Raw genomic sequence first — 23097 nt, forward strand, 5'->3', positions numbered from 1 at the left:
TGGCTTAGTGCTCCGAGGCATATGGCGGCGAGCATGAAAGCTGCGTATCGAATCGCCATCATTTCAATCCATCCCGTGCGGCTAAAAATGCTTCGCGCTTGCTTTTACGAACAGCGGACAGCTCGAGCATTATCATCGGAATGGCTCCTGCCGCGATTGCCCGCGCTCGCATGGGGCGGGTCACGTCGTAGTGCTCGTACACGGGGTGGCCCGGCTTCTGGATATACGAACGCCGCAGACCAATCTTGTCAGCCATCGCATCGAGTTCTTCACGGGTGTCCGCTTCCATGTGGCACCACTCACCAGATACCGTGCGTGCCCCATTCGGGACGACAGCCCTCCGAAACATGTCGTCCACGTAGACGCTCATCGCTGCTCCTCATTCCCGCCCGGCGACACCGCTGTATGCAGGACGAGCGTCGCCGTCTCGTGGTCGTAACGGAATAGGATCTCGGCATCTTCGTTGAAGCCAGTCGAATCGCGGGCTGCGTAGACTTCGCCGTCAAGCTCGGCGTAGTGCTCGAGGAACCGATAGATGAGGGAATGCATAGCCTCATCACCGTCCCAGGCTGGCGACCAATTCGACACCGCCTCGCAGAGCTCTTCGAGGGTCATACCGTCTTCAGGTGCAATCATCCCGTCGTTGGTCGACGTGTGCCCGTTCATCGTGCCGCTTCTCTCTGTTCGGTGGTCATAAAAGTGACCCGTCGTCCGAGTGTTTGTGCAACGTCGTCCCACATGTCACTGAGACCGATCCGGTATGCGAGGTTCAACCTGTTGCCGTCCACAAGGGCACGGAAAATAGCGTCATCCATTGCGAACTCCTCTGTGGTTGAGCGGCTTGTTGAACAGGTAGCAGATGGGCATGTGGTAGCGGGTCTCGAAGTCGTCCGCTAGTGACTGTCCGCAGATTCCACATAAGGCGGGATATTCAGCGCCCATCGTCCGACTCCTTGATTGCGTTGATTGCTGCTTTTGCGTGTGCCATCCACCATGCGTGGTCATCCGGGTGTGTTGGTGGCCACGGTGCGATAGGTGCATCCGGGTCGTTAGGGTCGGGCAGCGTGTACATTGCCGCCGCGACCCGTTCGATCAGAACCCACGGCGTATCAGTCATCGGATCATTCCTTTGTTCATTGCGCGTTGGTATGCGAGCGTGCCAACAACCACACCCGCATCACGAAGACGACGATCACGGGCACGACGACACAAGAAGGCGAACATCAGTAACGCCGCCTCAACTGCTTCACTCGACCCGGCCAGATCTTCCAGCACGAAACCGGTTCGCCATCATCGGTGACAATTCGAACAAGCGCCGCAAATGACAACGTGCGCTCGTCGGCGACCTCTCGAATCGCGGCAACCAAATCAGAAGATCGATGTGACCGAAACGTCTTGCCCTTCCAGTCGTAACGACCATCAGGCATCACCCAGATCTCATTGCCGATGCTCTTCACCTGAACCTGGAAACCCATGTCGTTCACTCCTTCGTGTCATCACCAAAACTGTTTATGGGAGGCCGGATAACCCCATACACCCGACCTCCCAACGCGTGACCCCAGACCACGCAACCCGCGAACCCCAGAACGCGGGTTTAGAGTCCTCGCCCGGTACTACGCCGGGAAAACCGATCTCAGGCTCGAGGACGGAGCAGTTTCAACACATGCTCAGGTGTTCAGGTTCCCCATCCGTTTGCATATGCAGTGACTTGCCGCACGAACGGTTCTAGCCGCACAACCCCCGACGTATCGGGAACAGTCAGATGTACTAGCCGTGGGAACCTTCACTTTCTCCACACCCCGCCCTCACGAGACGGAGCAGCCACACAACCCAATGCGTGGACCTCACACCAACAACCGGCTAACACCCAGAACCCTTGTCCCAGACCAAGGGGAGCGAACTCCCGTACCTGCGTTGTGACGCTTACCTCTATGTAGTTGGCCCTGCACCCTTAGCCGGTCGGTGTAACGCGGGATGGGTTCGGGATTCAGTTAGTGGTCACGCTCGAGGCGTGACGAGTACCCCCTAGGTGAGCGACCACCTAGGAAGCGGATCTGTTTGCGGGGATCAGCCGTGCGGGTACTTGCCCGTCAGTTGCAGAACATCCAACGCGGACAGATCATCCGGGTACGGGTCAGGGGATGCGTGACGTAACTCGATTGCCAACCACGTGACGCCCGCGATGAAGGCAAGCAACAGTGTTGGCAGAACCGGGAGTGCGTCGATCATGATGCTCTCCTCGACCGTGATCGGGAGGGTTGAGCCCATGCATCCTGAGGCGGGGTAATCCGCGCCACCTCGTCGACTGGGGCTCCGTCAGCGAATCTCACGCCGAGAGCGGCGGATTCGTTGAGGTCATACGGGCTGATGCCGAGGAACCTGGATACAGTCTCAAGTTCCTTCGTGGTGTACGACGTTCTGCCGTACCACTTGTCTGCAGCTGTCGGGCGGCTGCGTTCGATCACCGACGCGAGATCCTTCTGCTTGAAGCCGAGGCGACTGAACTCGGCTCTGACGGCCGCTGCGATCGACCCCTGATAGGTCGTGTCCGTAATTTCTGGCATGCCCTGATCGTATGTCAGAGATTACCGCCACGCAAGCCCCCGTGACCAGAAAGTCAGAAATTAGCTACAATCGGGGTATGGGTCTCAAGTCACACGCGCAGTCGGAGGGGTTCTCCGCTGATCTGAACGCGTACCTCAAGCACATCATCAACGGGCATGGTCGCGATGACCTGTCCGGTAGGTGGCTGACTGAGATCACGCACAGCGCGAGGGCACGCGACTATTGGTCGAAGCTCATCAAGAATGAGCGAGCGATGACCACTAACGACATCGACGTGCTCGCCGGCACGTTCGGGATGAGCCCCTTCGAGTTCGTCCGTCAGGCACGAGAACTGGCGGACGGCAAAGAGGTCGAGGTGCCGAATGTCGCACCCCACCCGGAAGATTACGAATCAAGCGAAGATCCGGGTGAGGAACTACCCAACGCGGCTGCACCGAAGCGGACGCCAGGATCGTAACCAAGGTCGGGGGGCCATGCGACAACTACTTGCCAGGGCCGCCGCCTACGGTCTGAGCGTGCACGGTACCGACATGACCGGCGACAAACTCGGACGATACGTTCCCGAGTTGCGCCGCATCTACTTCGACCTGCAGCTACCCATCGCGGATCGTCGGACGGTGATTGCTCACGAGTTGGGCCACCATCACTATGGGCACGATTGCAGCACGCCCGCGAATGAGCGTCAGGCGGACGCATACGCGGCAACCCTGCTGGTCGATCCCGAGTGGTACGCCGAGCTCGAAGCGATCAACCACGACGCCGAGTGGATTGCGGAAGAGATGAACGTAGCGCCGTACGTCATCATCGACTATCGGAGGCTCTGCCTGCAGCGCATCGGAGACGCGACCTACACGCGTCCGCGAATGGGTGTCGGTCAGTGGCTGCACCGCGCGCTAGCAGGCTGATGTCGGTGTAGGGTGCGAGAATAGAAACAGCCCCGAGCGGTGGTGGTACACCGCCCGAGGGCCTGACCCGCATCACTGTTACGAGCAGAGAGGGGCTGGCATGAAGCCTACCCGAGCACTTACCCCCGACCGCATCGTCCGATTCTGGGCCAAGGTGGATCGTCGCTCTGACGATGAATGTTGGGAGTGGATCGCAGGACGCAACGCGGCGGGTTACGGACAGTTCCGCGTAGCCGGTGCTGGAGTGAGCCCGGCGCACGCACATCGAGTGTCATACGAGATCCTGGTCGGAAACATCCCGGACGGCTTGCAGCTTGACCATCTCTGCCGAAATCGCGGTTGCGTCAATCCGCACCACCTCGAACCAGTGAGCGGACGTGTGAACACCCTTCGCGGCGTCGGACCCACCGCAATCAACGCCGCCCGAACACACTGCAAGCGCGGGCATGAGTTCACGCCTGAGAACACGATCATCCATCCGCTTGGCCGTAACTGCCGCAAGTGCCAGGCCATCACGGCCCGTGCGCGGCGTGAGGCTCGCGCAAGTGAAGGCGTGCCTTCATCACCCTGTCAAAACCATTGATTTTCCGGTAAGCTGTATTTACCGCCACCCGCATGGGGTGACGGCCAACATCCGCGTGATTCCGCGGCAAAACAGGCATTTCAGGGGTACCGGCGTAACCGGTTCGAGTCCCGTTACTCACCCCACTCAGAGAAGGTCCGAGTCGAGAGACTCGGACCTTTTCTGTATCACGATGCGCCACGCACACCGGGCGCGAACGACGGTGATCGACGCAAGTGAGCCACCCGTAGGATTGCGGGGTGTCGCTCGCCGTGTGGTTCTCGCTTCTGACCGCCTGCGTGGTGATCAGCTTCACGCCGGGGGCCGGCGCGATCAATACGATGTCGAATGCTCTGAGCCAGGGCTGGCGCCGTTCGATCTGGGGAATCCTCGGACAGCAGATCGCTCTCATCGTGCACGTCGTGATCGTCGCGGCGGGCCTCGGACTCGTCGTGTCGCAGTCCGAGGTGCTGTTCAACGTGATCCGATACGCCGGCGCGGCATACCTGGTCTTCCTCGGCATCCGTCTGATCCTCACGAGACCCAAGCTCCCCGCTGCCGACGAGGGGACGACTGTCGACCTTCATGAGGGCCACTGGTCGATGATCAGACGCGGATTCTGGGTGAATCTCCTCAACCCGAAGGCGATCGTGTTCTTCCTCGCATTCATCCCTCAGTTCATACGGCTCGATCAGCCGCAGCTCCCTCAGTACCTCACCCTCATCGGCACGGTCATCATCGTCGACATCGTGGTGATGTGGGGATTCTTCGCCACTGCGGCCCGACCGTTCCGTCGGCTCACACGATCCGCGAGCGGACAGCGCACCCTCAACAGCGTCTTCGGGGTGCTCTTCATCGCCGTCGCCGGTCTCCTCGTCTTCCTCCACTGACGCTTCGCTCCCCCAAGCCGGCAATAGGCTGGACCTGATGGAAATGAATGCTGCGGACTTCGAAGAACTCGTGATCGACGAGCTCGATCGGCTGCCCGACGAGATGGTCGACGGGCTGGAGAACGTGGTGTTCGTCGTCGAGGATCGGCCGGAGGACGGAAGTCTCGACCTGCTCGGGCTCTACGACGGGCTGGCCCTGACCGAACGTACGCAGTACGGCTCCGGCGAGCTCCCCGATCGGATCGTCGTCTACCGTGAGCCGCATCTGGCTGCGTGCGAGACGGACGACGAGCTGCGCGACGAGGTGCACGCGACCCTGGTGCACGAGATCGCGCACTTCTACGGCATCGACGACGAGCAGCTCCACACGCTGGGGTGGGCATGAGTCCCCTCGCCACGCCCGACGTCGATGAGCTGGTCGATCTCTCGGCAGCTCCGCTCGAACCATGGGAGGTCGTGGTGTGGAACGACCCCGTCAACCTGATGAGCTACGTCGTGCGAGTCTTCCGCATCTACTTCGGCTACTCGCTGGAGCGCGCGACGGTGCTCATGCGCCAGGTCCACCACGACGGCCAGGCCATCGTGGCGACGGGGCCGCGAGAGACGATGGAGGTGCACGCCCAGGCGATGCACGACTACGGCTTGTGGGCCACTGTCCGAAAGGCCGCGAGATGAGCGAGCCTATGGTGCGGATACGTATGGCTCGGGTCGAGGGGGCGCAGCTCGCGCAGCTGGTCGACGACTTCCGCGAACTCGTGGGAGCGAATCGCGACGTCGAAGATCCCGCGATCGGCCGCCTGGTTCCCGATCCCTACCCCGGGGATGAGGAGTCCTCTCGCTCGTTCCGGGAAGCGACTCGTGACGACCTGCTCGATCGACGCACTCTGGACGCGGACATCGTCCGCACCGCACTCGCAGGCATGCGCGGTGACCTCGGCGAGATGTCGCAGAGCGAGGCCTTCACAGAGCACGACCTCGACATACCACCGTCCGACATCGACGCGTGGATGCGCACACTCACCGCGCTGCGCCTCGTGATCGCGGAGCGCCTCGGCATCGAGAGCGATGACGATCATGACCCCGAAGACCCGAGGTTCGGCGTCTACGACTGGCTCGGATACCGCCTCGAACTCACGATCGACGCGGCCGACGAACTCCTCTGAGTACTACGGGACCTCGATGACCCTGGTCGCGAGCGCGCGGGGATCGTCGCGTACGATGTGATCGCTCTCCTGCTGCGCCCAGCGATCCCAGTGCGGACGGTATGCGTCGCCGTCCCGCGCCAGTGCTCGGGCCTTGCGACCGATCTCCGACGACTCGACCCAGACACGGACATCCGCGATCGCGGCGGTGGCAGGCGTGAGGATTCCACTCCCCTCGATCAGCACCCCGAGTGCGGGGTCCACCGCGTGAGTCTCGGCCTCGGTGCCGCTCTGCCAGTCCCATCGTCTCCACTCGCCGAGATACCCTCGGCCGTGCGGACGGAGGATGCCGTCCAGTGCGCGCTCGACTCCGTCTCTGAGCCCGCCCCAACCCGGATAGATCGAGTCCAGCGCGACCAGCTGCACTCGTCCGGCGATCGGCCAGCGCTCGACGAGCATGCGCGCGAGAGTCGTCTTTCCTGCTCCGCTGCGACCGTCGATCAGGACGACCGGGTTCGCCGCCGCGAGCAAATGGATGTCGTCGACGATCAGGGCCGCGGCCCGCTCGAGAGCGGCAGCGACCGGGTCATCACTTCTTGAGGGCACGGATGATGCGAGAGAGCGCGCGTCCGATCACCCAGATGAACGGCACCGCGACGACGAGCAGCGTCACGATGTTCGGCTCGAACCGGAGTCCCTCTTCGCGACGCACGTAGACGCCGACCGGGACCGACACACCGCCGCCTCCGCCGCCTTCGGCGCCGTCACCGCTTCCTCCGCCGAAGCCGGAGTAGGTGAACGCCACCGGAGTGATGCTCACGCCGTCGAGATCCTGCGGCTCGCCGTACGCGCTCTTCACGCCGAACGAGGCGGCCTGCTGTCCGAGTTCCAGTGCAATGTTGGGCATGGTTCCACGCTAGCCCAGGAATCGGTTGAGGGAAGGGTCAATCCAGCCCGTGCGCCCGGGGATGCTGCGCGGCACCACGCCCGTCGCCCCGGCCGATGTGTCTCGCTCGGCTGATCGTGGCCGTGCCGAAACGTGCGACCGCATCGTCGACCGCGCCCTCGACCCGCCGCCAGTCCTCGTCGTCATCCCAGAGGCCGAAGCCGCCGCCACCGGCCGGCCGCAGCTTCTCAGCGCGCACCCCTACCAGACGCACGGGATCCCGACGTTCGATCTGGTCGAAGAGCGCCTGGGCGGCCTCGCCGATGCGCTGGCCCACCGCAGTGGGCTCCGAGAGCGTCTGCGAACGGCTGATGGTGCGGAAGTCGTCGAACCTGATCTTGATGGCGACCGTCGACGTCTCCCATTCGGCTTTCCGCAGGCGCGCTGCGACGCGGTCGGCGAGGCGCAGGAGCTCTGCTCTCAGGAAAGACCTGTCCGAGATATCGGTGTCGAAGGTCTCCTCGTGCCCGACGCTCTTCTCGACGCGCTCTGTCTCGACTGTCCGGGGGTCTTCCCCGCGTGCGAGCTCCGCGAGCCGCGCACTCAGAGCCGGCCCGACGGCGCGGTCGAGCATCGCCTGAGATGAGGTGCGGATGTCTCGCACCGTGCGGATTCCGCGCCCCTCCAGTGCCTCGGCCGCCTTGGGGCCCACGCCCCACATCGCGCGCACCGGACGGGGGTCGAGGAAATCCTGGGTGTCGGATGCCGCGACGACGAGCATCCCATCGGGTTTCGAGATCGTCGAGGCCATCTTCGCCACATGCTTCGTGGCAGCGACGCCGACGCTGCACGTGATGCCCACTTCATCTTTGACCCTCGCGCGAACGAGATGCGCGATCTGCGCGGGGCTTCCCCAGAGCCGCCGAACGCCGCGGACGTCGAGAAAGGCCTCGTCGACCGACAGCGGCTCGACCAGCGGCGTGAACGACTCGAAGATCGCCATCACCTGACGCGAGACCGCCTGGTAGCGATGGAAGTGCGGAGGAACGACGCGCGCCGATGGACACAGGCGCAGCGCCTGGGACACCGGCATCGCCGCACGCACGCCGTAGCGGCGCGCCTCGTAGGAAGCGCTCGACACCACCGATCGGCCATCGGGCGACCCGATGATCAGCGGGAGGCCGCGCAGGCTCGGATCGTCGAGAACCTCGACCCCTGCGTAGAACGCATCCATGTCGACGTGCAGGATGCTCGTGCCGGTGTCGTCGGCATCGACAGACGACACGATGCGCCCTCTGCCGTCACCGTGTCCCATGAGACCATTCTCCCCCGGACCTCAGACATGAGGTCCGGGGGATCCGGTTACTGCGCAGCGCGCTCGAGAACGAGTTCGCGGACTCGGGCCGCGTCGGCCTGGCCCTTCATCGCCTTCATCACAGCGCCGATGACGGCACCGGCTGCCTGAACCTTGCCATCCTTGATCTTCGCGAGAACGTCAGGCTGGGCTGCCAGGGCCTCGTCGATCGCTGCGATCAGCGCACCGTCGTCCGAGACGACCGCGAGTCCGCGGCCGTCGACGACCTCCTGCGGCGTTCCTTCGCCGGCGATGACTCCCTCGAGCACCTGCCGAGCCAGCTTGTCGGTGAGGGTCCCGGCGTCGACGAGCTTCTGCAGCGCCACGACATTCTCAGGGGAGATGAGCTCGGTGGCATCCCTCTCCTGCGTGTTCGCGAGACGGCTGATCTCACCCGTCCACCACTTGCGGGCCGTGGCAGGAGTCGCCCCGGCGGAGATCGTCGCCTCGACGGCGTCCAGCAGGCCGCCGTTTCGCACGTCCTGGAACTCCAGGTCGGTGAACCCCCACTCGGCCATCAGGCGGCGCCGACGGGCGACCGGCTGTTCGGGCAGCTGCGCACGGAGCTCCTCGATCAGCTCTGCGGCAGGCTCCACAGGGAGCAGGTCGGGCTCCGGGAAGTAGCGGTAGTCATCGGCATCCGACTTGGGGCGACCAGGCGAGGTCGTGCCGGTGTCCTCGTGCCAGTGTCGGGTCTCCTGCGTGATCGTGCCGCCGTCAGCGAGGATCTGCGCCTGACGCTGGATCTCGTAGCGCACAGCGCGCTCGACCGAGCGCATCGAGTTGACGTTCTTCGTCTCGGTGCGCGTGCCGAGCTTCTCCTGGCCGCGAGGGCGCAGAGAGATATTGGCGTCGCAGCGGAGGTTGCCGCGTTCCAGGCGGGCTTCCGAGATCCCGAGGCTGCGAACGATGTCACGGATGGTCGCGACGTAGGCCTTGGCCACCTCGGGTGCGCGATGCTCGGTGCCGAAGATGACCTTCGTGACGATCTCGACGAGCGGGACGCCTGCGCGGTTGTAATCGACGAGCGAGTACTCGGCGCCCTGGATGCGTCCGGTGGCGCCTCCCATGTGGGTGAGCTTGCCCGCGTCCTCTTCCATGTGCGCACGCTCGATCGGGATCTGCACGATGGTTCCGTCTTCGAGCTCGACCTCGACCTCACCCTCGAACGCGATCGGCTCGTCGTACTGCGAGATCTGGTAGTTCTTGCCGAGGTCGGGGTAGAAGTAGTTCTTCCGCGCGAAGCGGCTCGACGGTGCGATCGAGCAGCCGAGTGCGAGACCGAGGCTGATCGACGAGCGGATCGCGGTCTCGTTCACGACGGGCAGCGAACCGGGCAGACCGAGGTCGACCGGCGCGATCAGCGTGTTCGGCTCAGCCGCGTGATAAGCCTCGTTGGCCGGGTTCGGCGCGTCCGAGAACATCTTCGTGTTGGTGTTGAGTTCGACGTGCACCTCGAACCCGAGAACGGGCTCGAACAGCTCCAGCGCCTTGTCGAAGTCCATGAGCTTGGCAGTGGCCATCAGCGGGTCCCTCCCACGAGCTGGGGTGCACGCGTGAGGAGCGGTGCTCCCCACGAATCGACGAGAAGCGTCTCGACTGCTGCGCCGACCTTGTAGAGCCGCGCGTCCTCCCGCGCCGGCGCGATGAACTGGATGCCGACGGGCAGTCCGTCCTCTGCCGCGAGGCCGCTGGGAATCGAGATCCCCGGGACGCCGGCGAGGTTCACGGGGATCGTCGTGATGTCGTTGAGGTACATCTGCAGCGGATCGTCGATCTTCTCGCCGATCTTGAACGCGGTGGTCGGAGCCGACGGCGTCGCGATGATGTCGACCTCGGCGAACGCGTTCGCGAAGTCCTGCTGGATGAGCGTGCGGACCTTCTGAGCGCTGCCGTAGTACGCGTCGTAGTACCCGGCCGACAGAGCGTAGGTGCCGAGGATGATGCGTCGCTTGACCTCGTCGCCGAAGCCGGCGTCGCGCGTCGCGGACATGACGTCCTCGACGGTCGGGTTGCCGTCGGGCGTGACGCGCATACCGAAGCGCACCGAGTCGAACTTCGCCAGGTTGCTGGAGGCCTCCGCGGGGAGGATCAAGTAGTAGGCGGCGACGCCGTACTCGAAGTGCGGGGCGCCGATCTCGACGATCTCCGCACCCTGAGCCTCCATCAGCGCGAGAGCGCTGCGGAACGACTCGGCGACGCCGGGCTGGAAGCCGCTGTCGGGCAGCTCTCGGATGACACCGACCTTCAGTCCCTTGAGCACCTCTCCGCGTGCTCCTTCACGGGCGGCATCCGCGAACGAGGGCCACTCGTCGCGCAGCGAGGTGGAGTCCTTCGGGTCGTGACCGCCGATCGCGTCGTGCAGCAGACCCGCATCGAGCACCGTGCGCGTCACGGGTCCGACCTGGTCGAGGCTGGAAGCGAGGGCGATCGCGCCATAGCGGCTGACACCGCCGTAGGTGGGCTTGACGCCGACCGTGCCGGTCACGTGCGCGGGCTGACGGATGGATCCACCGGTGTCGGAGCCGAGCGCCAGCGGAGCCTCGAAGGCGGCGACAGCCGCGGCCGATCCGCCGCCGGAACCGCCCGGAATGCGGTCGAGGTCCCACGGGTTGCGGGTGGGGCCGTAGGCGGAATGCTCGGTGGAGGAACCCATGGCGAACTCGTCCATGTTGGTCTTGCCGAGCGGGATGAGCCCCGCAGCGCGGGAGCGAGCGACGACGGTCGCGTCGTACGGGGAGCGATAGCCCTCGAGGATCCGCGAACCGCTGGTGGTCGGCTGGTCGGTCGTGACCAGCACGTCCTTGATGGCGAGAGGCACACCGGCGATGGGGCCGAGCTCCTCGCCCGCCGCCCGCCTGGCATCGACGGCCGCTGCGGCCTCGAGCGCACCCTCGTTCACGTGCAGGAACGCATGGACATCGCCGTCGACTGCGGCGATGCGGTCGAGGTGCGCGCGCGTCGCCTCGACGCTGGAGATCTCGCGACTGGCGAGCTTCTCTGCAAGCTCGGCTGCGGTCATCCGGATGATGTCAGTCACTGTTCTTCTCCCAGGATCGCGGTGACGCGGAACCGACCGTCGGCCTGGTCCGGCGCGTTCTGGAGCACCTGTTCGTGCGTGAGCGTCTCGCCCACCACATCGGGGCGGTAGACGTTGCTCAGCGGGATCGGATGACTCGTTGCAGCGATGTCGGGGCTTGCGACCTCCGACACCTTCGCGATGTTGTCGACGATGGCATCGAGCTGGCCCGTCAGCCGGGTCACCTCGTCGTCGTTGAGCTGGATGCGCGCGAGCACGCCGAGATGGCGCACAAGATCAGGAGTGATTTCAGACACGTCGCAAGTCTAGTTGGCGTGTCCGACGTCTCCCCGCAGTCGAGCGGAGCCGGACCTATGCTGGGCAGGTGAGCTCGTACAAGCCTCCCCGCCCATGGATCGCCAGCTATGCGGAAGGCGTCCCCGACGACCTCGCCCCCGTCTCGGGATCGCTGATCGACATCGTCGCCGCATCCGCTCGCGACTACCCGGACGCCCCCGCGCTGCAGTTCTTCGGCCGTGAGACGACCTATGCGCAGCTGCAGGATGCGATCGACCGCGCCGCCGAGGGCCTGCGCCGCCTGGGCGTGCGCGCCGGGGATCCGGTCGCGATCGTCCTGCCGAACTGCCCGCAGCACATCGTGGCGTTCTACGCCGTGCTCCGTCTGGGCGCGGTGGTGGTCGAACACAACCCGCTCTACACGCCGCGCGAGCTGCGGAAGCAGTTCGAGGATCATGGCGCGAAGCACGCCATCGTCTGGAACAAGGTCGTCTCGACGGTGCAGGAGTTCCCGGCCGATCTCGCGGTGACGAATCTCATCTCCGTCGACGTGACGCGGGCCATGCCTCTTCTCACCCGCGTGGCCCTGCGATTGCCGGTGGCCAAGGCGCGTGAGTCGCGCGCGGCGCTCACCGAGCGCGTCCGCGGAACCGTGACCTGGGACTCGCTCGTGCAGTCGTCCCCTGTTCCGGCGACGCACCCGAAGCCGTCCACCGGCGACCTGGCGATCATCCAGTACACGTCAGGCACCACGGGTACCCCCAAGGGTGCGGCGCTCACCCACGGGAACCTGCTCGCGAACGCCGCCCAGTCGCAGGCGTGGGTGCCGTCCATCCAGCGCGGCAAGGGCTGCGTCGTGTACGCGGTGCTGCCGATGTTCCACGCCTACGGCCTCACACTGTGCCTGACCTTCGCGATGTCGATGGGTGCTCGACTCGTGCTCTTCCCGAAGTTCGATCCGGATCTCGTGCTCGATGTGATGAAGAAGCACCCGGCGACGTTCCTTCCGCTCGTGCCCCCGATCGCAGATCGGCTACTCGCCGCCGCGAATGCCAAGGGCGTGTCACTCGACGGCATCGAGGTCGCGATCTCCGGAGCCATGGCGCTGCCGCACGAGTTGGTGGTGCCGTTCGAGGCTGCGACGAACGGCTTCCTCGTCGAGGGCTATGGACTCAGCGAATGCTCCCCCGTTCTGATGGCGAATCCGGTCGCGGACAACCGTGTGCCCGGCACCGTGGGGCTTCCGTTGCCCGGCACCGAGTGCCGCGTGGTGGATCCTGAGAACCCGACCGTCGATGTCGACCCTGGCGCAGCGGGCGAGCTCCTCGTGCGCGGTCCGCAGGTGTTCTCCGGGTACTACGGCAAACCGGAGGAGACGGAGGCCGTCTTCGTCGACGGCTGGTTCCGCACCGGAGACATCGTGACGGTCGACGATGCGGGGTTCATCCGAATCGTCGACCGCATCAAAGAGCTCATCATCACCGGCGGCTTCAACGTCGCGCCGACAGAGGTGGAGAACGCGCTGCGACAGCACCCGCAGGTCGCGGATGCCGCGGTGGTCGGTCTGCCGAGCGATCATTCCGGCGAGGAGGTCGTCGCGGCGATCGTCGTGGACTCCGGAACGGACGTGGACGTCGAGGCGATCCGCGAGTACGCGCGCAGCATCCTCACCCCCTACAAGGTGCCCCGTCGTGTCTTCGTCGTCGACGAGCTGCCGAAGTCCTTGATCGGAAAGGTCCTTCGGCGGCAGGTCAAGGAGAAGCTCCTGGCGCTGACCTCGGGCGCATGAGGGCGCCCTCACAGGCGCTGGAACTCGGGACGCGCTACCCTTGATCAGTGACCCCTGAAGACGCTGTAACCACCGAAGCCCCCGAGACCCCTGGATTCGAGGAGCTCGGTATCACCGGACCCGTCCTCAAGGCGATCCGCGATCTCGGCTATGAGACCCCCTCCCCCATCCAGGCCGCGACCATTCCGACTCTCCTGTCAGGACGCGATGTCGTCGGCATGGCGCAGACCGGAACGGGAAAGACCGCGGCCTTCGCGCTCCCCGTGCTCGAGCGCCTCGACGTCTCACAGAAGACGCCTCAGGCGCTGGTCCTGGCCCCGACCCGTGAGCTCGCCCTGCAGGTCTGCGAGGCCTTCGAGTCGTACGCCTCGAAGATGAAGGGCGTGCATATGCTGCCTGTCTACGGCGGCCAGGCCTACGGTGTGCAGCTCTCTGCTCTGCGCCGCGGCGTGCACGTGATCGTCGGAACGCCCGGCCGCATCATGGATCACCTCGCCAAGGGCACTCTCGACCTCTCCCAGCTGCAGTACCTGGTGCTGGACGAGGCCGACGAGATGCTGAAGATGGGCTTCGCCGAAGACGTCGAGCAGATCCTCGCGCAGACGCCCGTCGAGAAGCAGGTCGCACTGTTCTCCGCTACCATGCCCCCGCAGATCCGTCGCCTCGCGCAGAAGTACCTGCGCGACCCCGAAGAGATCAGCATCAAGTCGAAGACCGCGACCGGCACCAACATCACCCAGCGCTACCTCGTGGTGTCGTACGCGCAGAAGGTCGATGCGCTGACCCGTATCCTCGAGGTCGAGAACTTCGACGGCATGATCGTGTTCGTCCGCACCAAGAACGAGACCGAGACGCTCGCCGAGAAGCTGCGTGCTCGCGGTTACTCGGCCGCCGCGATCAACGGCGATGTCGCCCAGGTGCAGCGTGAGCGCAGCGTCAACCAGCTCAAGGACGGCAAGCTCGACATCCTCGTCGCGACGGACGTCGCCGCCCGTGGTCTCGACGTCGAGCGCATCAGTCACGTCATCAACTTCGACATCCCCACCGACACCGAGTCCTACGTGCACCGCATCGGTCGCACCGGTCGCGCCGGTCGCAAGGGTGACGCGATCAGCTTCATCACGCCGCGCGAGCGCTACCTGCTCAAGTCGATCGAGAAGGCGACGCGCCAGCAGCCGGCGCAGATGCAGCTGCCGAGCATGGATGATGTCAACACCACGCGTCTCGCGCGCTTCGATGACGCGATCACGACGGCGCTCGGCGACAACTCGCGCATCGAGAAGTTCCGCGACATCATCGCCCACTACGTGCGCAACCACGACGTGCCGGAGGCCGATGTGGCCGCCGCACTCGCGGTCGTCGCGCAGGGCGACACACCGCTGCTGCTCGACCCTTCGGATGACCCGCTGACGAAGGCCGTCGAGTACGACAACCGTCCGCCGCGCGAGAACAACAACCGCGACCGGCGCGAGCCGCGCGAGCCTCGTGAGCGTCGTGGACGCGGTGATTACAAGCCCTACCGCATCGAGGTCGGTCGACGTCACCGCGTCGAGCCCCGTCAGATCGTCGGTGCCCTCGCCAATGAGGGCGGCCTCGGCCGTGACGACTTCGGCGCCATCAACATCCGCCCGGACTTCACGGTCGTCGAACTGCCCGCGAATCTCGACTCCTCGGTGCTCGACAAGCTCAAGGACACCCGCATCTCGGGTCGACTGATCGAGATCAAGCCCGACCGCGGCCCCGCAGCCCGACGCAACGACGGCCCCCGCGACGCCGGCGCCCGAGGAGGCTACGACCGCCCGCGTCACGAACGCGACGACCGGCCGGCCCGCAGCGACGAGCAGGGCGAGAGGCCGTTCCGCAAGCCGCGTCACAAGGACTGACCGGCACATGCACATCGAGCGCGCAGGCCCCGACGATGTTCGGGGCCTGGCGCGCTTGAAGTGGATCGACAGAGCCGCTGACGACGCTGACCCCGCGGAGTTCGACTCGTTCGTGGAAGCGCTCGGGTCCTGGTGGGAAGCCCATCAGGCCACGCACTCTGCGTTCATCGCGCAGATCGAGGATGCGACGGTCGGCGCGGCATGGGTCGCACTGCTCCCCCGAGTGCCGAGCCCCGGAGCGAGCGATCGTCTCTCTGCCGACATCCAGAGCGTTTTCGTGATGCCCGAGCACCGTGGCAGAGGCGTGGGCACCGCACTCGTCGACGCAGCGACAGCCCACGCGCACAGCGCCGGCGCCTCCCGGGTCACTGTGCACTCGAGCGAGCGCGCTGTTCCGGTCTATCGGAGGCTCGGGTTCGCCGGATCACCGAAGTTGCTCCAGCGCATCGCCGAAGCATAGTCACGTCAGGACCCTGACGTTCCGGTCGCCCCGCTGCGTGCGAGGCGCGCGGCGACATCGAGGAGTGACTCCGGCCGAGCGAGCAGCGATCGCTGCTCCGGGTGGTCGATGAGGTGCTGCAGCAGCCTGTGGGCGCCGTCGACCGCGGGCTCCCAGTACCCGCCGACATGGTGACGACTCAAGGGTGCGCTGGTCGATTCCCCGTCGATCAGCACGTCGACCGTGCCGTCATCCGGATCCATTCCGAGATCTGAGAGAGCGAGGAACGTCAGCGCACCGATCACGATCGTGCTGACGAGCCCCGGCAGCCGGAACCGCGTGACCGGCACGTCGAGCAGCACTCGCTCGACCTGGGCCCACGGGACGATGCCTCGATTCTCACTGCCTTCGCGAAAGAGCACCGCGTCGGGTGTGAGGCGCAGGTGGTGCCTACCCGGATCGCCCACGGCCAGCGCGCCCGGAACGACGATCAACGGTCCATAGCGCTTCATCCGAGCGCGTCCGGCCCCTCGGTCACGAGAATGTGGAACTGAGCAGCGTCCAGAATGCGGATGCCGAGCTCCTCCGCCTTGCCGAGCTTGGACCCTGCGCCCGGGCCGGCCGCGACGAAGTCGGTCTTCTTCGAGACACTCGACGCGGCTTTGCCTCCCGCCTTGATGATCGCCTCCTGTGCACCGTCGCGCGTGTATCCGTCGAGCGAACCGGTCGCGACGATGGTGAGCCCGTCGAGCACGCCTCCTTCGACGACGGCAGCCCCCGGGCCCGGATGTCCGGGCGTCGCCCATTGGACTCCGGCCTCGGCCCACCGCTGCACGATCTCCTGGTGCCAGTCGATCTCGAACCATGCGAGCAGCGAGTCGGCGATGATGCCCCCGACCCCCTCTACCGCAGCGAGCTCGTCGCGTGAGGCCGCGCGGATGGCATCGAGGGAGCCGAACCACTGCGCGAGCGCTCGTGCAGCCACTGGTCCGACGTGACGGATGTTGAGCGACACGAGAAGCCGCCACAGGTCTTTCGTCTTGGCCTTCTCGAGCTCGGCCAGGAGGGTGAGGGCCTGCGACGACGGCTGCGGCCCCTCGAGGCCGGACCTCTTCTCTGCGGCCGTGGGGTTGCGGCGGAACGGCGCTCGTGTCTTCACCAGCCCGTCGTCGTCCTCCTTCGGCAGCCCCGTCTCGGCGTCGCGGACGAACAGCTCGATCGGCACGATCTCTTCGAGCGTGAGTGCGAAGAGTCCCGCCTCGGTCTCGAGGGGCGGGACGGCCGGCGACGTGGGCTGCGTGAGCGCGGCGGCGGTGACTTCGCCGAGAGCCTCGATGTCGAGCGCACCCCGTGAGCCGATGTGCTCGACGCGACCACGCACCTGCGCAGGGCACGATCGCGCATTCGGACACCGCAGATCGATGTCCCCCTCTTTCATCGGACGCAGCGGAGTGCCGCACTCGGGGCACTCTGCGGGCATGATGAACTCGCGCTCCGTGCCGTCGCGCTTGTCGACCACGGGACCGAGCACCTCGGGGATGACGTCTCCGGCCTTACGCAGGACGACCGTGTCACCGATGAGCACGCCCTTCGCCTTCACGACATCCTTGTTGTGGAGAGTCGCCTGCCTCACCACAGAGCCCGCCACCTGAGCGGGAGCCATCACCGCGAACGGCGTGGCCCTGCCTGTGCGCCCGACCGAGACGACGATGTCGAGGAGTTTCGTCTGCACCTCTTCGGGCGGGTATTTGTACGCGATCGCCCAGCGCGGGGCTCGGCTCGTGGCCCCGAGCTCATCGTGCAGGGAGAGCTCGTCGACCTTGACCACGATGCCGTCGAGTTCATGCTCGATGTCGTGACGGTGCTCGCCGAAGTACTCGACGAACGCAGCGACCTCGTCGATGCTCGTGCACACCTTGGTGTGAGGGCTCGTCGGCAGACCCCACTCTGCGAGCTGCGCGTATACCTGGCTCTGCGCCGCGACCGGCGGGTCCTGCCAAGCTCCGATGCCATGCACGTAGAGGGCGAGCGACTCGATGCGCAGCATCCCCGCCTCGAGCTCGAGACCGTTCTTCTTGTCTATCTGCTGCCGGAGGCCTCCGCTCGCCGCGTTCCGCGGATTGGCGAAGGAGGGGAATCGACGGGCAGCGGCCGTTCGGGCCTTCTCTTCGTCGAACGGCTTCTTCACGCCAGATCGCGCCTCCCACCGCGCGTGCGCGTCGTCGTAGGCTCGCTCGCGGAACTCGGCCTGAGCCGCGTTCAGGCGCTCGAACGCCGCAACCGGGATGAACACCTCACCGCGGACCTCGACGATCGCTGGGTGGCCCGTGCCGGAGAGCTCGAGCGGGATCTCGGGCAGCCGCAGCGCGTTCTCGGTGACGATCTCGCCGACGCGGCCGTCGCCGCGCGTCGCCGCAGAAGTCAGTCGGCCGTTCTCATATCGGAGGTTGATCGCGAGACCATCGATCTTGAGCTCGGTGAGCCAGTCGACGTCACGCCCCGCCGATGCCCGCGTCTTCGCTGCCCACTCGCGCAGCTCGTCGATCGAGAACACGTTGTCGAGACTCAGCATGCGCTCGGCGTGCTCGATCGTTGCCAGACCTGTCGCTTCGGCGGCACCCACCATCTGGGTGGGCGAATCCTGGCCCTGAAGCTCGGGGTGCAGGCGTTCGAGTTCTTCGAGCCTGTGCATCCATCCGTCGTACGTGGCGTCGTCGACGAGCGAGGTGTCGCGACCGTAGTACGCGTCCTTCGCCTCGAGGATGCGAGTGGTCAGCTCGTCCGCTTCGACACGGGCGTCTTCCAACGAGATGTTCTCCGGCACCCCGCCAGTCTACGAGCGAGCACCGACATCCCGAGCGCGGCTCTAGGCGCCGACGGGCACCGCCGACACAGTGCGATCGATCGTGAACTGGCCGAGGACGCGTGTTCCCACGTAGAGCACCGCGGTCTGCCCCGGTGCGACGCCGTCGAGCGGTCGATCAGGCACCACTCTCACTCCGTCCACAGAGACGAACGCCTGCGCCGGCTCCGGTTCCGAGTGAGCGCGGATCTGCACGTCACAGCTGAACTCCGCATCTTCGGGGGCGGCACCGGCCCAGCTGAACCGATCACCGGAGATCTCGCGTGTCGCGAGAGCCTCCTTCGGACCGACGACGACGGTGTTCGACACTGGCCGAACCTCCAGCACGAATCGAGGCTTGCCGTCGGGGGCGGGAACCCCGAGCTTGAGCCCGCGGCGCTGGCCGACGGTGAACGCATGCGCACCCTCGTGAGACCCGACGACGGCTCCGCTGCGGTCGACGACCTCGCCTGTCGCGGTGCCCACCTTCTCGGCCAACCAGCCTCTGGTGTCGCCGTCAGGGATGAAGCAGATGTCATGGCTGTCGGGCTTCTGGGCCACGCTCAGACCGCGCGCTTCCGCTTCCGCACGTACGACGGCCTTGGACGGTGTGGTTCCGAGCGGGAAGTAGGTGTGCGCGAGCTGTTCGGCCGTCAGCACACCCAGCACATAGGACTGATCCTTCGCGTTGTCGGCAGCCCTGTGCAGCTCGAGGCCGGCTTCCGTGGGGATCAGCGTCGCATAGTGCCCCGTGCAGACGGCATCGAAACCGAGCTCGATCGCTCGCTCGAGCAGAGCGGCGAACTTGATCTTCTCGTTGCACCGCATGCAGGGATTGGGAGTGCGCCCCGCCTGGTACTCCGACACGAAGTCGGCGATCACGTCTTCGCGGAACCGCTCCGAGAAATCCCAGACGTAGAAAGGGATGCCGAGGAGATCGGCAGCCCGTCGGGCGTCGAGAGCGTCCTCGATGGTGCAGCAGCCCCGGCTGCCGGTGCGCAGCGTGCCGCCTGCGCGGGAGAGAGCGAGATGCACTCCGACGACGTCGTGCCCCGCCTCCACTGCCCGCGCGGCCGCGACTGCGGAGTCCACTCCGCCACTCATGGCCGCAAGAATCCTCATAGTGCCAGTCTACGAGCGTGCAGCTGAGCCGGAGCCGGAAGCCCTCGCATAAGCATCGGCGATCGATGCGAGCACCGCATCGACGTCGGCATCCGTGGAGGTGCGTCCCAGCGAGAACCGGAGCACGCTGCGTGCATCCTGCTCGGTGCGCCCCATGGCCATCACCACATGCGACGGCTCTGCGACCCCTGCCTGGCACGCCGATCCGGTCGACGCGGCGATACCCGCCATATCGAGGAGGAAGAGCAGGCTCTCCCCCACCGCGCCGGGGAAGAGGACGTGCGCATTGCCCGGGAGCCGCCGCGAACTGTCGCCGAGCAGCTCAGCCTGCGGCACTCGTGTCAGGATGCCGTCGACCAGCCGATCACGCATCGCCGCGAGTCGAGTCGACTCCGACTCCCGCTCCGACTCGGCGAGTTCGAGCGCGGTGGCGAACGCCGCTGCGCCCGCCACGTCCTGCGTCCCGGCACGGAGCCCTCTCTGCTGCGCGCCACCGCGAAGGAGCGCGGAGAGCCGCGCGGTGCGAGCTGCGACCAATGCGCCGACTCCGACCGGCGCCCCGATCTTGTGTCCCGCGACGCTCATCGCCACCAGGCCGGCTGCATCCGGGGCGTCGCCTCTCAGCGCTCGGAAGGACAGCGGAAGATGACCGAGTGCCGACACCGCATCGAGGTGAAGGGGAACGAGAGCCGCCGCAGCCGACGAGGCCAGCTCCGCGGCGTCATTGATCGTCCCCGCCTCGTTGTTGGCGACCAGCGCGGTTGCGAGCGCCGCACCCGGAAGCTGATCCGCGAACGCTCCCACGTCGATGGACGCCGTGCGAAATACCGGTACAGCGCGCAGCACCGCTCCCGCCGCGACCAGAGCCTCGACCGTGTCCACGGTCGCGTGATGCTCGGCATCCGGCATCACGATGGCATCGGTGCCGGAAGGGCGCGCATTCCAGAGCCCCTGCAGGGCGAGATTGATCGACTCCGTACCCCCCGAGGTGAAGATCACCTCGATCGGATCGCACCCGAGCACCCCTGCGGTGCGCTCGCGAGACTCCTCCAGCAGGCGCCTCGCATCCTGCCCCGCACCGTGGGTCGATGACGCGTTCCCGACCATCTCGCTCGCGTCGAGCCAGGCCGCCCGCGCCTCCGGGCGCAAGGGCGTCGTCGCCGCGTGGTCGAGATAGTGCTGCATTCCTCCACTCTCCCCCATTTTCCCGGTGGTGGCGTGCACATGGAACTGAGTACATGCTGTCCTGGGACCCGAGTGCAGACCTCTAGGGTGTATTCATGCCCGCGATCCGAGACATCACCGTGCCCGGCGGCACTGCACTCGACAACCTCGGTGTGCGCCTTCACGACGGCGTCGGAACCCTCCGCGTCTGGTCGCAGAACGCGTCCTCCATCGAGCTCGTCGTCTTCGATGCCACCGACCTCGACTGGGTGATCGATCAGGTCGACCTCGAACGCCTTCCCGGCGGTATCTGGGAAGTGACCACAGAGCTGCTCCAGCCGGGAACCCGATACGCGATCCGCGTGGGAGGCCCGCACGGTCCGGGGAACACGTTCAACCCCGAGACCCTCCTGCTCGATCCCTATGCTCGAGGTCTCGCCCAGGGCGACGGCTACGAAGAGTGGCGCTCCGTCGTGATCGTCGACGGGTTCGACTGGGGGGAGTCCGTCAAGCCGCGGATCCCGCTCGACCGGACCGTGATCTACGAAGGCCATCTGAAGGGGCTGACCAAGCGCCAGCCCGATGTGCCGCCTGCTCTGCACGGCACATATGCAGGGCTCGCGCACCCGGCGATGATCGAGTACTTCCATTCTCTCGGCATCACCTCGATCGAGCTGCTTCCCGTTCAGGCCTTCGTGCCGGAGCCGCGATTGCTCGAGCGCGGCCTCACGAACTACTGGGGCTACAACACCCTCAACTTCTTCACACCGCACAACGCCTATGCGACCGAGGACGCCCGCAAGGGCGGCCCTGAGGCCGTTCTCGCCGAGTTCAAGGGCATGGTGCGGCTGCTGCACGAAGCCGGGCTCGAGGTCATCCTGGACGTCGTCTACAACCACACGTCGGAAGAGGGCCTCGGCGGTCCTCGCTCGAGTCTGCGCGGCATCGACAACGCGAGCTACTACCGACAGGACGCGTCCGGCGCGTACATCGACACGACGGGGTGCGGCAACACGCTCGACACCTCGACCGATGCCGGCGCGCGACTCGTGCTCGACTCGCTGCGCTACTGGGCGCAGGAGATGCAGATCGACGGATTCCGGTTCGACCTCGCCGCAGCGATCGCGCGCGACGGCTCACACACCTACACGCCGGAGCATCCGCTGCTCACCGCGATCGCCAACGATCCGATCCTCAGCGAGACCAAGCTCATCGCGGAGCCATGGGATGTCGGCATGGGCGGTTGGCAGACGGGCAACTTCCCGAACGGGTGGATGGAGTGGAACGACCGCTACCGCGACCGGGTGAGGAACTTCTGGCTGAGTGACATCGACTACGCGCGTCGTGCCTCCGCTCCGGTCGGCATCGGCGGCTTCGCCACGCGTCTCGCCGGCTCGTCGAACACCTTCGCCGACGAACGAGGCCCGCTCGCGAGCATCAACTTCGTCACGGCGCACGACGGATTCACCCTGCACGACCTCGTGTCGTACGACGTCAAGCACAACGAGGCGAACGGCGAGCAGAACCGCGACGGCGCCGACATGAACCGTGCGTTCAACCACGGCATCGAGGGACCGACCGACGACCCGGCCATCCTCGCCGCACGTCGCAAGGCGATGCGCAATCTGCTCGGCACCCTTCTGCTGTCCGCGGGGATCCCGATGCTCACCGCAGGCGACGAGGTGGGGCGCACCCAGCGCGGCAACAACAACGCCTACGCCCAGGATTCTTCGATGACCTGGCTCGGATGGGACGCAGAGCCGTGGCAGGAGGACCTGCGCGCGCACGTCGCTCGGCTCATCCAGCTCCGTTCTGAGAACCCCGCCCTGCGTCCGAGCAAGTACGCCCGACTCGGCGAGCACATCCCCAACGCATCCGTCATGGACTGGTTCGACCAGAACGGCGAGACGATGGAGAGCGAGCAGTGGACGGACCCCGGGAACCGCACGCTGCAGTACGTCGCGGCCTCGACACCCGACCGTGAGGCGGCCAATCGGATCCTCCTCATCGTGCACGGCACGGAGTCGCCCATCGACGTGCGCCTCCCGGAGGAGCTCGAGGATGCGACGCGATTCGTCTCGCTCTGGTCGAGTGCAGACGACCGGCCGGACGCCGGCGGTGAGGTGTTCGCCCCAGGTGACATCCTGCCCATCCCCGGCACCTCCATGCGACTGTTCCGCGTGGAATGACGGGCGGCGCGCCGGTGCCTTCCGCGAGCTACCCGCTCAACGTCGGGAG

At 65.9% G+C, this 23097-nt stretch carries 26 protein-coding genes; 11 read left to right on the plus strand and 15 right to left on the minus strand.

Annotated elements, in window-relative coordinates; genetic code table 11:
- Positions 1–58: 58 nt before the first annotated feature.
- The 5 genes from RQG82_RS01515 to RQG82_RS01535 form a co-directional block, all read right to left on the minus strand.
- Positions 59–370 carry a DUF4031 domain-containing protein gene (locus RQG82_RS01515; RefSeq protein WP_311257367.1) on the minus strand — a complete coding sequence of 104 codons (312 nt, stop codon included), beginning with the start codon at positions 368–370 and terminating at the stop codon, positions 59–61.
- Entirely contained in the window at positions 367–666 is a 300-nt protein-coding gene (locus RQG82_RS01520) for a hypothetical protein (protein WP_311257368.1), read from the minus strand. The genes RQG82_RS01515 and RQG82_RS01520 overlap by 4 nt, the downstream gene beginning before the upstream one ends.
- A gap of 265 nt (positions 667–931) precedes the next feature.
- Positions 932–1117, minus strand: coding sequence for a hypothetical protein (locus RQG82_RS01525; RefSeq protein ID WP_311257369.1), 186 nt, complete (start codon positions 1115–1117; stop codon positions 932–934).
- Positions 1118–1223: 106 nt separating this feature from the next.
- The gene (locus RQG82_RS01530) at positions 1224–1475 is read right to left on the minus strand and encodes a hypothetical protein (RefSeq protein ID WP_311257370.1); all 252 of its coding nucleotides are present in this window, start codon (positions 1473–1475) and stop codon (positions 1224–1226) included.
- Between the two features lie 592 nt (positions 1476–2067).
- Positions 2068–2229 carry a hypothetical protein gene (locus RQG82_RS01535; protein WP_311257371.1) on the minus strand — a complete coding sequence of 54 codons (162 nt, stop codon included), beginning with the start codon at positions 2227–2229 and terminating at the stop codon, positions 2068–2070.
- A 412-nt stretch (positions 2230–2641) separates the two neighbouring features.
- Between RQG82_RS01535 and RQG82_RS01540 the strand changes: the two genes are divergently transcribed.
- The 7 genes from RQG82_RS01540 to RQG82_RS01565 all read left to right on the plus strand — a co-directional run bounded on the left by RQG82_RS01540 (position 2642) and on the right by RQG82_RS01565 (position 6085).
- The gene (locus tag RQG82_RS01540) at positions 2642–3022 is read left to right on the plus strand and encodes a hypothetical protein (RefSeq protein WP_311257372.1); all 381 of its coding nucleotides are present in this window, start codon (positions 2642–2644) and stop codon (positions 3020–3022) included.
- A gap of 58 nt (positions 3023–3080) precedes the next feature.
- On the plus strand, positions 3081–3470 hold the full coding sequence (locus tag RQG82_RS01545; RefSeq protein ID WP_311257373.1) for an ImmA/IrrE family metallo-endopeptidase: 390 nt from the start codon (positions 3081–3083) through the stop codon (positions 3468–3470).
- Positions 3471–3570: 100 nt separating this feature from the next.
- Positions 3571–4053 carry an HNH endonuclease signature motif containing protein gene (locus tag RQG82_RS20145; RefSeq protein ID WP_396653538.1) on the plus strand — a complete coding sequence of 161 codons (483 nt, stop codon included), beginning with the start codon at positions 3571–3573 and terminating at the stop codon, positions 4051–4053.
- 239 nt (positions 4054–4292) lie between these two features.
- Complete coding sequence (locus tag RQG82_RS01550; protein ID WP_311257374.1) at positions 4293–4922, plus strand: LysE family transporter; 630 nt, start codon at positions 4293–4295, stop codon at positions 4920–4922.
- A 37-nt stretch (positions 4923–4959) separates the two neighbouring features.
- Entirely contained in the window at positions 4960–5307 is a 348-nt protein-coding gene (locus RQG82_RS01555) for a metallopeptidase family protein (protein ID WP_311257375.1), read from the plus strand.
- Complete coding sequence (gene clpS, locus RQG82_RS01560) at positions 5304–5597, plus strand: ATP-dependent Clp protease adapter ClpS (protein ID WP_311257376.1); 294 nt, start codon at positions 5304–5306, stop codon at positions 5595–5597. The genes RQG82_RS01555 and clpS overlap by 4 nt, the downstream gene beginning before the upstream one ends.
- Positions 5594–6085: a DUF2017 family protein gene (locus RQG82_RS01565; RefSeq protein ID WP_311257377.1), complete on the plus strand. Its 492-nt coding sequence runs from the start codon at positions 5594–5596 to the stop codon at positions 6083–6085. Before clpS ends, RQG82_RS01565 begins: the two co-directional genes overlap by 4 nt.
- Positions 6086–6088: 3 nt before the next feature.
- Here RQG82_RS01565 and RQG82_RS01570 read toward each other — a convergent pair whose 3' ends face one another.
- The 6 genes from RQG82_RS01570 to gatC are packed head-to-tail and all read right to left on the minus strand — an operon-like array spanning position 6089 to position 11640.
- Complete coding sequence (locus RQG82_RS01570) at positions 6089–6670, minus strand: hypothetical protein (RefSeq protein ID WP_311257378.1); 582 nt, start codon at positions 6668–6670, stop codon at positions 6089–6091.
- A complete protein-coding gene (locus RQG82_RS01575) occupies positions 6654–6971 on the minus strand; it encodes a hypothetical protein (protein ID WP_311257379.1) in 318 nt (105 codons plus the stop codon). Before RQG82_RS01575 ends, RQG82_RS01570 begins: the two co-directional genes overlap by 17 nt.
- 37 nt (positions 6972–7008) lie before the next feature.
- Positions 7009–8265 (minus strand): DNA polymerase IV, encoded by a 1257-nt coding sequence (gene dinB, locus RQG82_RS01580; protein WP_311257380.1) that lies wholly within the window; start codon positions 8263–8265, stop codon positions 7009–7011.
- 47 nt (positions 8266–8312) lie between these two features.
- Entirely contained in the window at positions 8313–9827 is a 1515-nt protein-coding gene (gatB, locus tag RQG82_RS01585; RefSeq protein WP_311257381.1) for an Asp-tRNA(Asn)/Glu-tRNA(Gln) amidotransferase subunit GatB, read from the minus strand.
- The gene (gene gatA, locus RQG82_RS01590; protein ID WP_396653549.1) at positions 9827–11326 is read right to left on the minus strand and encodes an Asp-tRNA(Asn)/Glu-tRNA(Gln) amidotransferase subunit GatA; all 1500 of its coding nucleotides are present in this window, start codon (positions 11324–11326) and stop codon (positions 9827–9829) included. The genes gatB and gatA overlap by 1 nt, the downstream gene beginning before the upstream one ends.
- 14 nt (positions 11327–11340) lie before the next feature.
- The gene (gatC, locus tag RQG82_RS01595) at positions 11341–11640 is read right to left on the minus strand and encodes an Asp-tRNA(Asn)/Glu-tRNA(Gln) amidotransferase subunit GatC (protein ID WP_311257383.1); all 300 of its coding nucleotides are present in this window, start codon (positions 11638–11640) and stop codon (positions 11341–11343) included.
- A gap of 68 nt (positions 11641–11708) precedes the next feature.
- Between gatC and RQG82_RS01600 the strand changes: the two genes are divergently transcribed.
- Genes RQG82_RS01600 through RQG82_RS01610 form a run of 3 tightly spaced genes read left to right on the plus strand, consistent with a single transcriptional unit; the run spans position 11709 to position 15752 of the window.
- Positions 11709–13409 carry a long-chain-fatty-acid--CoA ligase gene (locus RQG82_RS01600; RefSeq protein ID WP_311257384.1) on the plus strand — a complete coding sequence of 567 codons (1701 nt, stop codon included), beginning with the start codon at positions 11709–11711 and terminating at the stop codon, positions 13407–13409.
- 47 nt (positions 13410–13456) lie between these two features.
- Complete coding sequence (locus RQG82_RS01605; RefSeq protein WP_311257385.1) at positions 13457–15292, plus strand: DEAD/DEAH box helicase; 1836 nt, start codon at positions 13457–13459, stop codon at positions 15290–15292.
- A gap of 7 nt (positions 15293–15299) precedes the next feature.
- Positions 15300–15752 carry a GNAT family N-acetyltransferase gene (locus tag RQG82_RS01610; RefSeq protein ID WP_311257386.1) on the plus strand — a complete coding sequence of 151 codons (453 nt, stop codon included), beginning with the start codon at positions 15300–15302 and terminating at the stop codon, positions 15750–15752.
- 5 nt (positions 15753–15757) lie between these two features.
- Here the strand turns inward: RQG82_RS01610 and RQG82_RS01615 are convergent, their stop codons facing one another.
- Genes RQG82_RS01615 through RQG82_RS01630 form a run of 4 tightly spaced genes read right to left on the minus strand, consistent with a single transcriptional unit; the run spans position 15758 to position 20880 of the window.
- A complete protein-coding gene (locus RQG82_RS01615; RefSeq protein ID WP_311257387.1) occupies positions 15758–16243 on the minus strand; it encodes a hypothetical protein in 486 nt (161 codons plus the stop codon).
- The gene (gene ligA / locus RQG82_RS01620; RefSeq protein WP_311257388.1) at positions 16240–18555 is read right to left on the minus strand and encodes an NAD-dependent DNA ligase LigA; all 2316 of its coding nucleotides are present in this window, start codon (positions 18553–18555) and stop codon (positions 16240–16242) included. The genes RQG82_RS01615 and ligA overlap by 4 nt, the downstream gene beginning before the upstream one ends.
- 42 nt (positions 18556–18597) lie before the next feature.
- The gene (mnmA, locus tag RQG82_RS01625; RefSeq protein ID WP_311257389.1) at positions 18598–19695 is read right to left on the minus strand and encodes a tRNA 2-thiouridine(34) synthase MnmA; all 1098 of its coding nucleotides are present in this window, start codon (positions 19693–19695) and stop codon (positions 18598–18600) included.
- 9 nt (positions 19696–19704) lie between these two features.
- Positions 19705–20880 (minus strand): cysteine desulfurase family protein, encoded by a 1176-nt coding sequence (locus tag RQG82_RS01630; RefSeq protein ID WP_311257390.1) that lies wholly within the window; start codon positions 20878–20880, stop codon positions 19705–19707.
- A 95-nt stretch (positions 20881–20975) separates the two neighbouring features.
- Here RQG82_RS01630 and glgX point away from each other — a divergent pair, with 95 nt between their 5' ends.
- Entirely contained in the window at positions 20976–23048 is a 2073-nt protein-coding gene (gene glgX / locus RQG82_RS01635; RefSeq protein WP_311257391.1) for a glycogen debranching protein GlgX, read from the plus strand.
- Positions 23049–23097: the final 49 nt, after the last annotated feature.

Origin of the sequence: Microbacterium sp. WCS2018Hpa-9 (assembly GCF_031843745.1) — a bacterium.
Lineage (GTDB): Bacteria > Actinomycetota > Actinomycetes > Actinomycetales > Microbacteriaceae > Microbacterium.